The organism is Mesorhizobium sp. BR1-1-4 (genome assembly GCF_020165375.1).
Classification (GTDB): domain Bacteria; phylum Pseudomonadota; class Alphaproteobacteria; order Rhizobiales; family Rhizobiaceae; genus Mesorhizobium; species Mesorhizobium australicum.
Window position 1 is genome coordinate 133,731 of the sequence record NZ_JAIUIB010000013.1, and the last position, 16,283, is coordinate 150,013.

The 16,283-nt window shown below is 63.6% G+C and carries 10 protein-coding genes; 7 read left to right on the forward strand and 3 right to left on the reverse strand.

The genetic code is table 11. The features are described 5' to 3' along the window. Nucleotides 1-6 precede the first annotated feature (6 nt). A complete protein-coding gene (gene topA, locus LB571_RS25500) occupies nt 7-2,628 on the reverse strand; it encodes a type I DNA topoisomerase (protein ID WP_224527904.1) in 2,622 nt (873 codons plus the stop codon). A 344-nt stretch (nt 2,629-2,972) separates the two neighbouring features. Further along, complete coding sequence (locus tag LB571_RS25505; RefSeq protein WP_015317637.1) at nt 2,973-3,350, reverse strand: hypothetical protein; 378 nt, start codon at nt 3,348-3,350, stop codon at nt 2,973-2,975. A gap of 169 nt (nt 3,351-3,519) precedes the next feature. On the opposite strand from LB571_RS25505, the gene LB571_RS25510 reads away from it, so the two are divergent. The 4 genes from LB571_RS25510 (at nt 3,520) to LB571_RS25525 (ending at nt 8,671) form a co-directional block, all read left to right on the forward strand. Further along, nucleotides 3,520-4,266, forward strand: a complete 747-nt coding sequence (locus LB571_RS25510; protein WP_015317638.1) for a cytochrome c biogenesis CcdA family protein — start codon at nt 3,520-3,522, stop codon at nt 4,264-4,266. A gap of 158 nt (nt 4,267-4,424) precedes the next feature. Beyond that, complete coding sequence (gene glmU / locus LB571_RS25515; protein WP_140873710.1) at nt 4,425-5,801, forward strand: bifunctional UDP-N-acetylglucosamine diphosphorylase/glucosamine-1-phosphate N-acetyltransferase GlmU; 1,377 nt, start codon at nt 4,425-4,427, stop codon at nt 5,799-5,801. A gap of 201 nt (nt 5,802-6,002) precedes the next feature. Continuing rightward, nucleotides 6,003-7,826, forward strand: a complete 1,824-nt coding sequence (gene glmS, locus LB571_RS25520; RefSeq protein WP_140616219.1) for a glutamine--fructose-6-phosphate transaminase (isomerizing) — start codon at nt 6,003-6,005, stop codon at nt 7,824-7,826. Nucleotides 7,827-7,918: 92 nt separating this feature from the next. Next, nucleotides 7,919-8,671, forward strand: coding sequence for a DUF502 domain-containing protein (locus tag LB571_RS25525; protein WP_031240956.1), 753 nt, complete (start codon nt 7,919-7,921; stop codon nt 8,669-8,671). Here LB571_RS25525 and recG read toward each other — a convergent pair. Then, the gene (gene recG, locus LB571_RS25530; RefSeq protein ID WP_224598981.1) at nt 8,623-10,731 is read right to left on the reverse strand and encodes an ATP-dependent DNA helicase RecG; all 2,109 of its coding nucleotides are present in this window, start codon (nt 10,729-10,731) and stop codon (nt 8,623-8,625) included. The genes LB571_RS25525 and recG overlap by 49 nt on opposite strands. 92 nt (nt 10,732-10,823) lie before the next feature. Between recG and LB571_RS25535 the strand changes: the two genes are divergently transcribed. The 3 genes from LB571_RS25535 (at nt 10,824) to LB571_RS25545 (ending at nt 16,212) form a co-directional block, all read left to right on the forward strand. Beyond that, a complete protein-coding gene (locus LB571_RS25535) occupies nt 10,824-11,111 on the forward strand; it encodes a succinate dehydrogenase assembly factor 2 (RefSeq protein WP_224527891.1) in 288 nt (95 codons plus the stop codon). 71 nt (nt 11,112-11,182) lie between these two features. Beyond that, a complete protein-coding gene (gene mfd, locus LB571_RS25540; RefSeq protein ID WP_224598984.1) occupies nt 11,183-14,680 on the forward strand; it encodes a transcription-repair coupling factor in 3,498 nt (1,165 codons plus the stop codon). A gap of 158 nt (nt 14,681-14,838) precedes the next feature. Further along, a complete protein-coding gene (locus LB571_RS25545; RefSeq protein ID WP_140616228.1) occupies nt 14,839-16,212 on the forward strand; it encodes a class II 3-deoxy-7-phosphoheptulonate synthase in 1,374 nt (457 codons plus the stop codon). Nucleotides 16,213-16,283: the final 71 nt, after the last annotated feature.

The following is a 16,283-nucleotide window of genomic DNA, read 5'->3' on the forward strand; positions in this document are numbered from 1 at the left end:
GCCGTTCTACCCTTTTTTCTTCGCGGCCGGCTTCTTGGCCGCTGTTTTCTTGGCGGCGGGGGCTTTGGTTGCCGCCGCCTTGCGGAACGGCTTCTTGCCACCGCCGCCCTTGGCTTCCTTTTCGGCGATCAGCGCCAGCGCATCCTCGATCGTCACCGATTGCGGATCCTTGCCCTTGGGCAGCGTGGCGTTGACCTTGCCGAAATTGACGTAGGGGCCGTATTTGCCATCGCGCACGACGATCTTGCCGCCGCCATCCGGATGGTCGCCAAGCTCCTTCAGAGCCGCAGGCGTGCCACCATTGCGGCCACCCTTGCCCTTGGACTGCTTCTCGGCAATCACCGTGACGGCACGGTTGAGGCCAATGGAAAACACATCCTCGATGCTGTCGAGATTGGCGTAGGTGCCATCGTGCAGCACGAACGGCCCGTAACGGCCGAGGCCGGCCGAGATCATCTTGCCGGATTCGGGATGTTTGCCCACGTCGCGCGGCAGCCCCAGCAAGGCCAGCGCCTTCTCATGGTCGATGGAATCAGGCGTCCAGCCCTTGGGCAGGCTCGAACGCTTTGCCTCCTTGCCGTCGCCGCGCTGGATGTAGGGGCCGAAGCGGCCGGAGCGCAGCGTGATTTCCTCGGCCGTATAAGGATCCTTGCCCAGCACCTTGGTACCGTCCTCGCCGCCGCCATTCTCGCCATTGGGATTGGCGGCGTCGCCGAGCTGGCGGGTGAAGGAGCATTCGGGATAATTCGAGCAGCCGACGAAAGCGCCGAACTTGCCGAGCTTCAGCGACAGATTACCGGTGCCGCATTTCGGGCAGATGCGCGGGTTGGAACCGTCCTCGCGGGCGGGAAAAACCAGCGGCGCCAGTTCCTCGTTCAGCGCATCGAGCACATCGGTGACGCGCAGCTCCTTGATGTCGGCGACGGCGCCCGAAAAATCCTTCCAGAAATCGCGCAGCACGTCCTTCCAGGCGAGCTTGCCGTCGGAGATCTCGTCGAGCTTTTCTTCCAGCGATGCGGTGAAGTCATACTCTACATAGCGCTCGAAGAAGCTTTCCAGGAAGGCCGACAGCAGGCGGCCCTTGGCCTGCGGCACCAGCCGGCGCTTGTCGATGGTGACGTAGTCTCGGTCCTCGAGCGTCTTCAGGATCGCGGTGTAGGTCGAGGGGCGGCCGATGCCGAGTTCTTCCAGCTTCTTGATCAGCGACGCCTCGGAATAGCGCGGCGGCGGCTCGGTCGTGTGCTGGGTGGCATTGATCGCGCGGCGGGCAAGCTGCTCGCCGGAGCGGATCTCCGGCAGACGGCGGTTTTCCTCGTCTTCGGCGTCGTCCTCCTTCTGATCGGTGTAGGCGGCGATGAAGCCGTCGAAGCGAACGACCGAGCCGACAGCGCGAAGTTCAGCGGTGCGGGCGCCATTCAGCGCCTCGATCTCGACAGTGGTGCGTTCGATCTCGGCCGACTGCATCTGGCTTGCGATGGCGCGCTTCCAGATCAGTTCATAAAGCCGCATCTGGTCGGAATCGAGATATTGCCTGACCGACGCCGGGGTGCGCATGAAATCCGTCGGCCGGATGGCCTCGTGCGCTTCCTGCGCGTTCTTGGCCTTGGCGGTGTATTGGCGCGGCTTCTCCGGCAGGTATTTCGGGCCGAATTCCTTGGCGATGGCATCGCGCGCGGCGTCGATCGCCTCGGGGGCCATCTGCACGCCGTCGGTTCGCATATAGGTGATCAGGCCAGTGGTTTCGCCGCCGATCTCCATGCCCTCATAGAGCCGCTGGGCCACCTGCATGGTGCGCGTGGCCGAGAAGCCGAGGCCCGATGAAGCGGCCTGCTGCAATGTCGAGGTGGTGAAGGGCGGACCGGGGTTGCGCTTGGTTGGCTTGGCTTCGACGGACAGCGCCTTGAAGGTGGCGCCTTCGAGCATCGCCTTGATGTCGTCGGCCTGTGCCTTGTTGGCAATGTCGAGCTTTTGCAGCTTCTTGCGCTCGAAGGCGGTGAGGCGGGCTTCGAAGGTCTCGTTGCGCGGTGTGCCGAGGAGAGCTGATATCTGCCAATATTCCTCGCGGATGAAGCGCTCGATCTCGGATTCGCGGTCGCAGACCAGGCGCAGCGCCACCGACTGGACGCGGCCGGCGGAGCGGGCGCCCGGCAATTTGCGCCACAGGACAGGCGACAGGGTGAAGCCGACGAGATAGTCGAGCGCGCGGCGGGCCAGATAAGCGTCGACCAGCGGCGCATCGATCTGGCGCGGATTGGCCATCGCCTCCAGCACCGACGATTTGGTGATGGCGTTGAAGACGACGCGGCTGACCGGCTTGTCCTTCAGCGCGCGCTTCTGCTTGAGCACTTCCAGAACGTGCCAGGAGATGGCTTCACCTTCGCGATCCGGGTCGGTGGCGAGGATCAGGCCGTCGGCGTCCTTGACTGCCTTGGCGATGTCGGCGAGCCGCTTGCCGGAGGCGGTGTCGACCGCCCAGGACATGGCAAAATCTTCATCCGGGCGCACCGAGCCATCCTTGGCCGGCAAATCGCGGACATGGCCGAACGAGGCCAGAACCTTGTAGTTCCTGCCCAGATATTTGTTGATTGTTTTTGCCTTGGCCGGCGATTCGACGACGACGACGTCCATGAGGTCTCATATCAGCTGTGATGCGGCAGAAGAATTCCGCTGCGCGCGACGAAATCTCGGTTCTGTTCGTCGCTCACATGGCCGCGCTTTTGCATCCGGTCAAGGGCAAGCGCCCAAATTGCGGGGCCGCTGACAGCAATACACTCTTAGAGTGTATGGAGAACATCACATATTTTAGAATGAGTGGGCGCAAGCCTCGGAAGATTGGGAGAGGTTCAATTTGTTGCTGGTCCAATCGGCCTGGAATGGGTCAAGTCGAGTCCGTGACGGCCCGGTCGCCGGACTTGGAGGGATGCCCGGCGGCCGGTGAGAAGTCCCGTTTGGCGGAACTCCCGATGGGGAAATCAGTCCGCCTTGACAACGTGCCAGACGCCGGCGACGCCATCACCGGTCACGTCGCCGGCCTTCTTGTCCTTGATGAAGGTGTAAACCGGCTTGCCGTCATAGGCCCACATCTTGGTGCCGTCGGTACGGTCGACGACGCTCCATTCATCGTCCGCCTTGGCGCCGGCCTTGGCCTTCAGCGGCGGCCAGTTGGTGGCGCACTTGTCGTAGCAGTTGGTCTTGCCCTTCTCGTCCTTGTCATAGGTGTAGAGCGTCATGCCATTGGCGTCGGTGTAGATCTTGGTGCCATTGACCTCGGCTTCCTTCCACGCTTCGGCGGCAAAGGATGCGGCGGTGCTGAGCAGGAGCGCGGCCAGCGCCGCAGTTATCGTTTTCATGGAAATCTCCGTGGCTGATATTCGAAGGCGCGCGGGAAATCGCGGCCTCGTCGTGTCAACGCCCTGCGCGGATGCTTTCTTCCCCGCCCGCGATGACTTGCCACACGATGGTGATTGGCGGACGAACCGGCGTGCCGCTATATCGGACGCCAAAGGTTGGAGTTTTGGAATGGCATTGGATATCGGCTATGTCAGCGCGGTCGGGGCGGGGGCCATCTCGTTCCTTTCGCCATGCGTGCTGCCGCTAGTGCCGCCTTATCTCTGCTACATGGCCGGCGTCTCCGTCGACGATTTCCGCGGCAATGCAGGTGCGACGGCACGCGAGGGCGCACGCGGCGCGCTGCTCTATTCCTCGATCGCCTTCGTGCTCGGTTTTTCCACCGTGTTCGTCGCGCTAGGCGCCGGCGCGTCGACCATCGGCCGGCTGCTGCGCGTCTGGCAGGAGCCGCTGGCGATGGGCGCCGGCGTGCTGATCATCCTGATGGGCCTGAACTTTTTGGGCATCCTGCGCATCCCGCTCCTGTCACGCGAGGCGCGCTTCCAGTCGCAGGGCAAGCCAGCCAGTGCCGTCGCCGCCTATGTCATGGGCCTTGCCTTCGCCTTCGGCTGGACGCCCTGCATCGGCCCGGTGCTGGGGCCGATCCTGACGCTGGCCGGTGGCCGCGAGACGGTCGGCGAGGGGGCCCTTCTGCTCGCCGCCTATTCGCTCGGCCTCGGTATCCCGTTCCTGATCGCGGCGCTGTTCTCCGGCGCTTTCATGCGCTTCCTCGGCAAATTCCGCGTCCATCTCGGCCGCGTCGAAAAGGCGATCGGCGCGCTGCTGGTGGTCGCCGGCGTGTTTTTCCTCACCGGTGGCGTGCAGACGGTGTCCTACTGGCTGCTGGAGAATTTTCCGGTGCTGGGGCGGCTGGGCTGACGCTTGTCAACTTGGGGTGAGGCAAGGGATTGAACTGTGGACCCGCTGATTAAGAGTCAGCTGCTCTGCCATCTCACCGGAATTTAACCGCATTGGTGCAGCATGGCGCCACTGCTATCCTGTATCGATTCCCAACCCTTTCATACGGTTGCCCGTCCATGAGCCAGAGATCCTGCCTGTCCGTCATCCTCGCAGCCGGCGAAGGCACGCGCATGAAGAGCGCGCAGCCGAAGGTGCTGCATCAGATCGCCGGGTTGCCGATGGTGGCCCATGTGGTCAAGGCGGCCGAAGCCGCGGGTGCGAGCGGGCTGGCGCTGGTGATTGGCCATGGCGCCGACGAGATGCGCAAGGCGGCGGCGAAGTTTGCACCGAAGGCGGAAACCTTCGAGCAGGAAAAGCGCTTGGGTACGGCGCATGCCGTTATCGCTGCCCGCGCAGCAATATCAAAGGGTTATGACGACGTCCTTGTGATGTTTGGCGACACGCCACTGATCGATGCGGATGCGCTCACGCTGGCGCGGCGGAGATTGGCGGAAGGTGCTGCCGTCGTGGTGATCGGATTCCGCCCACCCAATCCGACCGGCTATGGCCGGTTGATCGAAAAGGATGGCAAGCTCACAGCTATCCGCGAGGAAAAAGACTGCTCCGAAGAGGAGAAGAAAATCGGCTTCTGCAATGCCGGCATGATGGCGGTGGCCGGCGCGCACGCGATGAAACTGCTCGACGCGGTCGGCAACGAGAATGCCAAGGGCGAGTATTATCTGACCGATATCGTCGAGATCGCCAGTGCACAAAATCTCGATGTCGTTGCCACCGAAGCCAGCTTCGAAAGCGCGCTCGGCATCAACAATCGCGCCGAATTGGCGCAAGCCGAAGCCATCTGGCAACAGCGCCGGCGCCATGACGCGATGCTGTCGGGCGTGACTCTGATCGCCCCGGAAACCGTGTTTTTCTCGCACGACACCGAAATTGGCGCCGACACCATCGTCGAACCCAACGTCTGGTTTGGTCCGGGCGTGAGGATCGCCAGCGGCGCCAAAATCCACGCCTTCAGCCACGTCGAGGGCGCCACCATCGCTTCCAATTGCGATGTCGGGCCGTTCGCCCGGCTCCGGCCAGGCGCCGATCTCAGGAACAAGGCCAAGGTCGGCAATTTCTGCGAGGTCAAGCAAGCCGTTATCGAGGACGGCGCCAAGGTCAACCATTTGACCTATATTGGCGACGCGCGTGTCGGCGCGGGCGCCAATATCGGGGCGGGCACCATCACCTGCAACTACGACGGCTACTCAAAGTTCTTCACGGACATCGGCGAGGGTGCCTTCATCGGCTCCAATTCCTCGCTCGTGGCGCCGGTCACCATCGGCAATGGCGGCTATATCGCCTCGGGCAGTGTCATCACCGAAAGCGTGCCCGACGATGCGCTGGCCTTCGGCCGGGCTCGCCAGAAGACGATCCCCGGCAAGGGCAAGGAATTGCGCGAACGCTTTGCTTCCGCGGCGGCCGCGAAGAAGAAAGCGGCTGGCGCCGACCACTAGCGATTGGTCGACGGTCTGCTTTCTCGCCGAAGCAATCGAAAAAGCCGAACGATTGCCGTAACCGGATTGCAAGAGCGGGCTGTCATGGTGCATGCCTGCTGAAGCGTCCGTTACAGCGGACGAAATGCAATGTGACTTTCGCGGCAGGCCGGCCACGCCTAAATATCGCTGGTTTTCCGTGGGCAATCGGGGACTGTCTGCATGTGCGGTATCGTTGGAATCGTCGGCCACTCGCAGGTTGCGCCGCTCATCGTCGACGCACTGAAGCGGCTCGAATATCGCGGCTATGATTCCGCCGGCGTCGCCACCATTGAGAAGGGCGAGCTGGGCCGCCGCCGTGCCGAGGGCAAGCTGGTCAACCTCGAACGCCGGCTCAAGGATGAGCCGCTCGACGGCAGGATCGGTATCGGCCATACGCGCTGGGCAACCCACGGCGTGCCCAACGAGACCAATGCGCACCCGCATTTTTCGGACGGCGTCGCCATCGTCCACAACGGCATCATCGAGAATTTCGCCGAACTGCGCGAGGAGCTGATCCGCGACGGCTATTCCTTCTCGTCGCAGACCGACACCGAGGTCGTGGCGCATCTGGTGGCGCGCGAACTCGCCAGGGGGCTAAAGCCGGTCGAAGCCGCGCATAAGGCGCTGAAGCGGCTGGAAGGCGCCTTTGCGCTAGCCATCATGTTCAAGGGTGACGAGGACCTGATCGTCGGCGCGCGCAATGGCCCGCCTTTGGCCGTTGGCCATGGCGACGGCGAGATGTTTTTGGGGTCCGACGCCATCGCGCTCGCTCCGTTCACCAATTCGATCACCTATCTCGAGGACGGCGACTGGGCGGTGGTGCGTCGCGACGGCGTCGCCATCTTCGACATCGACGGCAAAAAAGTCGACCGCAAGCGCCAGCAGTCGCTCTCGACCAGCTTCATGGTCGACAAAGGCAACCGCCGCCATTTCATGGAGAAGGAGATCCATGAGCAGCCCGAGGTGATCTCGCACACGCTGGCTCATTATGTGGATTTCGTCTCCGGCGTTTCCAAGCCGCTCGATCTGCCATTCGACTTCGCCAAGATCGGCCGGCTGGCGATCTCCGCCTGTGGCACCGCCTATCTCGCCGGCCTGATCGGCAAATACTGGTTCGAGCGCTATGCGCGGCTCCCGGTCGATATCGATGTCGCGTCGGAATTCCGTTACCGCGAGATGCCGTTGTCGGCCAACGACGCCGCCTTCTTCATCTCGCAATCGGGCGAGACCGCCGATACTCTGGCCTCGTTGCGCTATTGCCGCAAGGCCGGGATGAAGATCGGCGCCGTCGTCAACGTGCGGGAATCGACCATGGCGCGCGAATCCGACGTCGTGCTGCCGACGCTGGCCGGGCCAGAGATTGGCGTCGCTTCGACCAAGGCTTTCACCTGCCAGCTGTCCGTGCTCGCGTCGCTTGCCGTGCGCGCCGGCGTGGCGCGCGGAGCGATCTCGAAGGAGCAAGAGAAAACGCTGGTGCGAGCGCTTTCGGAAGCGCCGCGCTATGCCAACCAGGTGCTGAAGCTCGAAGAGCAGATTGAACGGATCGCGCGGGAACTGTCGCGTTACAAGGACGTGCTCTATCTCGGACGGGACACCAATTTCCCGCTCGCCATGGAAGGCGCGCTGAAGCTGAAGGAGATTTCCTACATCCACGCCGAAGGCTATGCCGCCGGAGAGCTGAAGCATGGGCCGATCGCGCTGATCGACGAGAACATGCCGGTGATCGTGATCGCGCCGCACGACCGCATCTTCGAAAAGACCGTGTCCAACATGCAGGAAGTGGCGGCGCGTGGCGGCAAGATCATCCTGATCACCGACGCCAAGGGCGCGGCACAGGTGAGCCTGAAGACGATGGAGACGATCGTGCTGCCGGATGTGCCGGAAATCATCTCGCCGATCATCTATGCGCTGCCGATCCAGATGCTCGCCTATTTCGCCGCCGTGTTCATGGGCACCGACGTCGACCAGCCGCGCAATCTGGCGAAGTCGGTGACGGTGGAATAGGCTCTTGTAAACAGGCGCCTTTAAAAACTTCGCAGTTCCAAAGCGTCTTCCGGTTCACTAATGTCGCGTCGCAATAGCGCCTCCGGTGAACCATGTCAGACGCTCCCAAGACTTCCGGCATGACACGGCTGAGGAACTATTTCCTCACGGGCTTCATCGTCTGCGCGCCGCTGGCGATCACCGCCTATATCGCCTGGTCGTTCATCGGCTGGGTCGATTCCTGGGTGAAACCGTATATTCCGGCGCGCTACAGCCCCGACACCTATCTGCCGTTTCCGGTTCCAGGGTTCGGGCTCATCGTTGCGCTCATCCTGATCACGCTGATCGGTTTTCTGACCGCCAACATTGTCGGCCGCGCCATAGTCGGCTTTGGCGAGCGCTTGCTTGGCCGCATGCCGCTGGTGCGCGGCATATACGGCTCGCTGAAGCAGATTTTCGAGACCGTGCTGTCGAACAAGGGCGACATGTTCCGCCAGGTTGGGCTGGTCGAATATCCACGCAAGGGCGTGTGGTCGCTGGTGTTCGTCGCCAGCGAAAAGGAAACCGAGATCAACCAGAAGCTCGACCAGGAAGGTGATCCGCTGATTGCCGTGTTCATGCCGTGCACGCCGAACCCGACGACCGGTTTCCTGATGTATGTGCTGAAGTCGGACATCGTGCCGCTCGACATGACGATCGAGGACGGCGCCAAGCTGATCGTATCAGCCGGGCTGGTGGCTCCCGAGGTGAAGACGAAACTGGTGACGCTGAACGGCGAGCCGATCAACGGAACCCTGGCCAATCCGCCGCTAGGGCCTCACCCGGCGCGCAGGAGCCGCACGGCCTCGTCGCGGCCGAACAAGTAGAGCAGGAGCCGCAGCGCCTCGCCGCGGTCCGATTGCAGTTCTGGGTCGCGCGACAGGATCAGCCTGGCGTCGTCACGGGCGGCCTCCAGTAGGTCGGCATGCACCTCGATGCGCGCCACCTGGAAACCCGGCGTGCCGGACTGGCGGGTGCCCAGCAGTTCGCCTTCGCCGCGCAATTTCAGGTCCTCCTCGGCGATCAGGAAACCGTCCTCGGTCTCGCGCATCACCGACAGCCGGCGTTTTGCGGTCTCGCCAAGCGGATCCTTGTACAGCAGCACGCAGGACGAGGGCTTGTCGCCGCGTCCGACCCGGCCGCGCAGCTGGTGCAACTGAGCGAGGCCGAAGCGTTCGGCATGCTCGATGACCATGATCGTGGCGTCAGGAACGTCGACGCCGACCTCGATCACCGTGGTGGCGATCAGGATGCGCGTCTCGCCTTGCTTGAAGGCGCGCATCGCCTCGTCCTTCTCGACACCCTTCATGCGGCCGTGGACAAGGCCGATGCGATCGCCGAACAGCGGCTTCAGCGAGGCAAAGCGATCCTCGGCCGACATCAGTTTTATTTCTTCGGATTCCTCGACCAGCGGGCAAATCCAGTAGATCTTCTGGCCATCCGCGACGGCATCGAGCATGCGGCCGACCAGCTCGTCGAGCCGCTCCAGCGGCAGCGTGACGGTGCGGATCGGCTGGCGGCCGGCGGGTTTTTCCGTCAGCTTCGACACGTCCATGTCGCCGAAGGCGGTCAGTACCAGCGTGCGCGGGATGGGGGTCGCGGTCATGACCAGCATGTCGGGCGCGTCGCCCTTGGCGGTGATGGCAAGCCGCTGGTGGACGCCGAAGCGATGCTGCTCATCGATGACGGCCAGGACCAGGTCGTGGAAGCTGACCGTTTCCTGAAACAGCGCATGGGTGCCGACGACGATGTCGATCTCGCCGCTGGCAAGACCCGCCAGCGTTTCGGCTCGCTCGCGACCCTTTTCACGGCCGGTCAGGATGGCGATGCGCAAGCCGACCTTGGCGGCAAGCGGGGTGATCGTCGCCAGATGCTGGCGCGCGAGGATTTCGGTCGGCGCCATCAGCGCCGCCTGGCCGCCGGCCTCGACAGCGCGTGCCATGGCAAGCAGCGCCACCACCGTCTTGCCCGAGCCGACATCACCTTGCAGCAGCCGCAGCATGCGCTCCGGATCGGCGAGATCAGCGTTGATTTCGGCGAGCGCGAATTCCTGCGAGGGCGTCAGCGAATAGGGAAGGGCTGTACGCAGGCTCTCGGCGATGCGCCCATCGCCGACGAGAGGGCGGCCTGACAGGCGCCGCACCTTTGCCCGCACCAGGGCCAGCGAGACCTGGCCGGCGAGCAATTCATCATAGGCGAGCCGGCGCCATGCAGCCCCTTCGACCGCGACATCGATCGGATCAGCGGGATAATGGACGCGCGTCAGCGCGTCGCCGAAGGACGCAAAGCTCTGGCGGCGCATGAAGGCATCATCCTGCCATTCCGGCAGCTCCGGCAGGCGGCCGAGCGCCTGGCCGATCGCCCGGCGCAGCACCTTGCCCGAGAGGCCGGCGGTCAGCGGATAGACCGGTTCGACCAGCGGCAGGTTTTCCGCTTCGCTGGCGAGCGCGATATGGTCGGGGTGGATCATGGTCGGGCGGCCGTTGAACCATTCCATCCGGCCTGACACCACGACATGCTCGCCCACAGGCATTGCCTTTTCGAGATAGGCGGCATGGGCATGGAAGAAGGTCAGGCCGATTTCGCCCGTGTCGTCATGGGCGTAGACCCGGTAGGGCACCGACCTGTTGCCGCGCGGTGGCGGCTGGTGACGGTCTATGCGCAGCTCAAGCGTGACGATGGCGCCTTCGGCCGCGAGTGCGATGCCCGGCCGGTTTCGGCGGTCGATGACGGTGTGCGGCAGCACGAACAGGAGGTCGCCGGCGCGTGCGGCGCGGTCGCCGAGATCGGCGGCAACGACCTTCTCGATCAGCGCGCCAGCCTTCGGCCCGACGCCGGCAAGCGAGGTGATCGGGACAAACAGGGGATCGAGGATGGAAGGACGCATGATGTCAGCTTATGTCGCGACGGCCGCAGCGCAAGGCTGACAGCGCCCACTATCCACGCTATATGCGCCGCTTGAAGTGAGGATGCGGCACAATGACCGGAACGAAACGATCAAGCGAGGGGCTGGACGCCCATCGCCGCAAGCTGTTGTTCCGTTCCTGGCATCGCGGCATGCGCGAGATGGATCTCATCCTCGGCACCTTCGCCGATGCCGAGATCGGCACCTTGACCGCCGAGGAAATCGACCAATATGAGAGGCTCCTCGATATTGCCGACACGGAATTCCTGCCGCTGGTTACGGGCGAACGCCCGGTGCCGGCGGAGATCGACTGTGCCGTCCTGCAAAAAATCCTGGCGTCCCGCCGGACCATGACTTTCTGAACACACGCAATTCCAGGAAAAGTGCGCAGCGGTTTTCCCATGGGAATTGCGACAAACAAGACCGTAATTTGATGGCTCTCATTCCCACCATTGGCTTGCCGAAGGGCCGCGCCGGCCAGTTCATCGTCGACGGTGTCGCCGACGGCTACGAGGCTTTCGCACTGGTGCAGACGGCGCTCGAGATCGCGCCCGACAAGCCGGTGCTGTTCGTGGCCCGCGACGGCCAGCGCCTGCCTTCGATCATCGAGGCGCTGTCCTTCGTCGCGCCGGGCCTGCCTGTGCTGGAACTGCCTGCCTGGGACTGCCTGCCATACGACCGTGTCTCGCCCGGTTCGGATGCCGCCGCCAAGCGCCTCGATGCGCTGACCGCCATGATCGCACTGGCGAAGAAGCCGCACCGTGCCGTCATTCTCACCACCGCAAATGCGCTGCTGCAGCGCATTCCGCCCGCGGAGCTTATCGAAGCCCAAACCTTCCACGCCAGGCCCGGCAACCAGATCGACATGAATGCGCTGATCGCCCGGCTGGAGACGTCGGGATTCGAGCGGGTGCCGACCGTGCGCGGCATCGGTGAATTCGCGGTGCGCGGCGGCATTCTCGACCTCTTTGCGCCCGGCTGGAGCGAGGCGCTGAGGCTTGATTTCTTCGGCGACACGCTGGAATCGATCCGCGTCTTCGATGCCGCCACGCAGCGCACCACCGGCCAGCGCAAGTCGATGGCGCTTCAGGCGATGAGCGAGGTGGCGCTGACGCCCGAAACCATCAGCCGCTTCCGCCGCTCCTATATCGAGGCTTTCGGCGCACCCCAGCGTGACGACGGACTCTATGCGGCGGTCAGCGAAGGCCGGCGCTTCGCGGGCATGGAGCATTGGCTGCCGTTCTTCTACGAGCGGCTGGAGACGGTGTTCGACTACCTGCCCGACGCACCCGTGGTTTTCGACCATCTGGCACATGAGGCGCTGGCCGAGCGCCATACGCTGATCCTCGATCACTACGAGGCGCGCAAAAAGCAGGCTGACGCGGCGCTCAAGGATGCGGTCCCCTACAAGCCGGTGGCGCCGGATCTGCTCTATCTCTCGCCGGAGAATCTGAAGGCTTCGCTTGGCGAGCGCGAAGACATCGACTTTACCGTGTTCGACGCGCCGGACCTGGGGAGCAAGAAAGTCTTCCACGCCGGCTCGCGCCATGGCCGCAGCTTCGTCGAGGAGCGAGCCGATCCGAACGTCAATGTCTTCGATGTGGTCGTCCGGCACATAGCCGACGAGCGCGCGGCGCGCCGCCGGGTCGTTATCGCCGGCTGGACCGAGGGCTCGCTCGACCGCCTTGGCCAGATCCTGGCCGAGCACCATCTCGGCAATCTCAAGCAGGTCGAGACGCTGGCGGAGGCCGAACAGCTCGAGCCGGGACAGGCCGCATTGGCGGTTTTGCCGCTGGAATCCGGTTTTGAGACCGAAAAGCTGGTCGTCGTCGCGGAACAGGACATTTTGGGCGACCGGCTGATCCGCCGCTCGAAGCGCAAGAAGCGCGCGTCCGACTTCATTGCCGAAGCCTCGGCCTTGTCGGCCGGCGATATTGTCGTCCATGCCGACCATGGAATTGGCCGTTTCATCGGCCTGCGCACCATTGAGGCGGTTGGCGCGCCGCATGACTGCCTGGAAATCCACTATGCCGGCGACGACCGGCTGTTCCTGCCGGTGGAAAACATCGAGCTGCTGTCGCGCTATGGCTCCGACACGGCCGAAGCGACGCTGGACAAGCTGGGCGGCGGCGCCTGGCAGTCGCGCAAGGCGAAGCTGAAGCGGCGCCTGCTTGACATGGCCGGACAACTGATCCGCATCGCCGCCGAGCGGCAGATGCGGGCCGCACCGGCCCTGGTGCCGGCCGAAGGCCTCTATGACGAGTTCGCCGCCCGGTTCCCTTACGAGGAAACCGACGACCAGCAGACGGCCATCGACTCGGTACGTGACGATCTCGGCGCGGGCAGGCCGATGGACCGGCTGATCTGCGGCGATGTCGGCTTCGGCAAGACCGAAGTGGCGCTGCGCGCCGCCTTTATCGCGGCGATGGAAGGGTTTCAGGTCGCGGTGGTGGTGCCGACGACACTGTTGTCGCGCCAGCATTTCAAGACATTCTCGCAGCGCTTTTCCGGACTGCCGATCCGTGTCGCACAGGCGTCGCGGCTGGTGGGCTCAAAGGAATTAGCCGAGACCAAGAAGGGCATTGCCGAAGGGCAGGTCGATATCGTTATCGGCACCCATGCGCTGCTGGGCTCCGCGATTTCGTTCAAGAATCTCGGCCTGCTGATCATCGACGAGGAGCAGCATTTTGGCGTCAAGCATAAGGAACGGCTGAAGGACCTGAAGACCGATGTCCATGTTCTGACCCTGTCGGCGACGCCGATCCCGCGCACGCTGCAACTGGCGCTGACGGGCGTGCGCGAACTGTCGCTGATCGCCACGCCACCGGTCGACCGCATGGCGGTGCGCACCTTCATCTCGCCCTTCGACCCGCTGGTCATTCGCGAGACGTTGTTGCGCGAGCGCTACCGAGGCGGCCATTCCTTCTATGTCGTTCCGCGTATCAGCGATCTGGCGGAAATCCATGATTTCCTGAAGGAATCAGTTCCTGAGCTGAAGGTAGCGGTGGCGCATGGCCAGATGCCACCGGGCGAACTCGACGACATCATGAACGCGTTCTACGACGGCCAGTACGATGTGCTTTTGTCGACGACCATCGTCGAATCCGGGCTCGACATCCCGACTGCAAACACGCTGATCATCCACCGCGCCGACATGTTCGGCCTGTCGCAGCTCTACCAGTTGCGCGGCCGCGTCGGACGCTCGAAGGTGCGCGCCTATGCGCTGTTCACACTGCCGGCCAACCGCAAGCTCACCGACACCGCCGAGCGCCGTCTGAAGGTACTGCAGTCGCTCGACACGCTCGGCGCCGGCTTCCAGCTCGCCAGCCATGACCTGGATATCAGGGGCGCCGGCAACCTGCTGGGGGAGGAGCAGTCCGGGCACATCAAGGAGGTCGGTTTCGAGCTCTACCAGCAGATGCTGGAGGAAGCGGTCGCCGAGGTGAAGGATTCCGGCGAGGTGCAGGATGGCGGCTGGTCGCCGCAGATCGCCGTCGGCACGGCGGTGATGATCCCGGAAGGCTACGTGCCGGACCTGCAGCTCAGGCTGGCGCTGTACCGCCGTCTCGGCGATCTCGAAAACACCGAGGAGATCGACGCCTTCGGCGCCGAACTGATCGACCGTTTCGGCCCGTTGCCGGAGGAAGTGAAACATCTCCTCAAGATCGTCTTCATCAAGGCGCTGTGCCGCAAGGCCAATGTCGAGAAGCTCGATGCCGGGCCGAAGGGTATCGTCATCCATTTCCGCAAGCGCGAGTTCTCGAACCCGGTCGGGCTGGTCAAGTATATTGGCGAGCAGGGTTCGCTGGCCAAGATCAGGGCCGACCATAGCGTGGTCTTCATCCGCGACTGGCCGACGGCGGAGAAGCGTCTGGCGGGCTCGGCTGTGGTTATGACGCAGCTGGCGCGACTGGTGGAGAAGGCAGCCTGATCTCGCCTTTCGGGCCGTCCTGGGCGCGTCAGCCATTCGCCAGCACCGAAATTCCGGTCTAGAATAGGAAATCGGCTTCGTGTATGGAGCCGCCACCCCAGTTTGGGGCGGGAAATGGCGGGCGAGGGTGTCCGCCGGAAAGAGTGTTGGGTGCAGCGATGACGAAATGGTCGCCGAATTCGTGGAGAGCAAAGCCGATCAAGCAAGTTCCCGCCTATCCGGACCTTGCCGCGCTGAAGAACACGGAAGCCCAACTCGCCACCTTCCCGCCGCTGGTCTTTGCCGGCGAAGCGCGCAAGCTGAAGAAGCAGTTGGCAGCGGTTGCCGCCGGCGAAGCCTTCCTGCTCCAGGGTGGTGATTGCGCGGAGAGTTTTGCCGAGCATGGCGCCGACAACATACGCGACTTCTTCCGCGTCTTCCTGCAGATGTCCGTGGTGCTGACCTTCGCCGGTGCGCAGCCCGTGGTGAAGGTTGGCCGTGTCGCCGGCCAGTTCGCCAAGCCGCGCTCGTCCGACAACGAGACCAAGGGCGAGGTGACGCTGCCGAGCTATCGCGGCGACATCATCAACGGCATCGAGTTCGACCAGAAGTCGCGCATTCCCGATCCCGCCCGCCAGGAAATGGCCTACCGCCAGTCGGCGGCCACGCTCAACCTCCTGCGTGCCTTCGCGCAGGGCGGTTATGCCAGCCTGGAGAATGTGCATCGCTGGATGCTCGGCTTCGTCTCCGACAGCCCGCAGGGCGAGAAATACGAGTCGCTTGCCAACCGCATCACCGAGACGATGGATTTCATGCGCGCGGTCGGCATTACGTCCGAAACCAATTTCGCGCTGCGCGAAACCGACTTCTACACCAGCCACGAGGCCCTGCTGCTCGGCTACGAGGAGGCGCTGACCCGTGTCGATTCGACCTCGGGCGACTGGTACGCCACGTCGGGTCACATGATCTGGATCGGCGACCGCACGCGTCAACCCGACCACGCCCATGTCGAATATTGCCGCGGCATCAAGAACCCGCTCGGCCTGAAATGCGGTCCGTCGCTGACGCCGGACGGCCTCCTGGAACTGATCGACCTGCTGAACCCCGAGAACGAGCCGGGGCGGCTGACGCTGATCGCCCGCTTCGGTTCGGACAAGGTTGCCGACCATTTGCCGAAGCTGGTGCGCGCTGTGCAGAAGGAGGGCCGCAGCGTGGTCTGGTCGTCGGATCCGATGCATGGCAACACGATCGAGGCGGCCGGCTACAAGACACGGCCCTTCGACCGCATCCTGAAGGAGGTGCAGACCTTCTTCGAGGTGCACCGCGCCGAAGGCACGCATCCGGGCGGCATCCATGTCGAGATGACCGGCAAGAACGTCACCGAATGCACCGGTGGCGCCCGTGCCATCACCGCCGAGGAGTTGCAGGACCGCTATCACACCCATTGCGATCCGCGTCTCAACGCCGACCAGGCGATCGAACTGGCCTTCCTGGTCTCGGACCTCTTGAAGAAGAGCCATCCGGTGCAGCACAAGCAAGCGGTCAACGGCTGATCTCGGCCAATTGGAACCGATAAAGGAAAGGCGCCTGGGAAACCGGCGCCTTTTTTATTGCAACTTCGGTT

Coding starts and splice junctions, on each gene's coding strand:
- topA (WP_224527904.1), bottom strand. CDS start 2,628: ATGGACGTCGTCGTCGTCGAATCGCCGGCCAAGGCAAAAACAATCAAC.
- LB571_RS25505 (WP_015317637.1), bottom strand. CDS start 3,350: ATGAAAACGATAACTGCGGCGCTGGCCGCGCTCCTGCTCAGCACCGCC.
- LB571_RS25510 (WP_015317638.1), top strand. CDS start 3,520: ATGGCATTGGATATCGGCTATGTCAGCGCGGTCGGGGCGGGGGCCATC.
- glmU (WP_140873710.1), top strand. CDS start 4,425: ATGAGCCAGAGATCCTGCCTGTCCGTCATCCTCGCAGCCGGCGAAGGC.
- glmS (WP_140616219.1), top strand. CDS start 6,003: ATGTGCGGTATCGTTGGAATCGTCGGCCACTCGCAGGTTGCGCCGCTC.
- LB571_RS25525 (WP_031240956.1), top strand. CDS start 7,919: ATGTCAGACGCTCCCAAGACTTCCGGCATGACACGGCTGAGGAACTAT.
- recG (WP_224598981.1), bottom strand. CDS start 10,731: ATGCGTCCTTCCATCCTCGATCCCCTGTTTGTCCCGATCACCTCGCTT.
- LB571_RS25535 (WP_224527891.1), top strand. CDS start 10,824: ATGACCGGAACGAAACGATCAAGCGAGGGGCTGGACGCCCATCGCCGC.
- mfd (WP_224598984.1), top strand. CDS start 11,183: ATGGCTCTCATTCCCACCATTGGCTTGCCGAAGGGCCGCGCCGGCCAG.
- LB571_RS25545 (WP_140616228.1), top strand. CDS start 14,839: ATGACGAAATGGTCGCCGAATTCGTGGAGAGCAAAGCCGATCAAGCAA.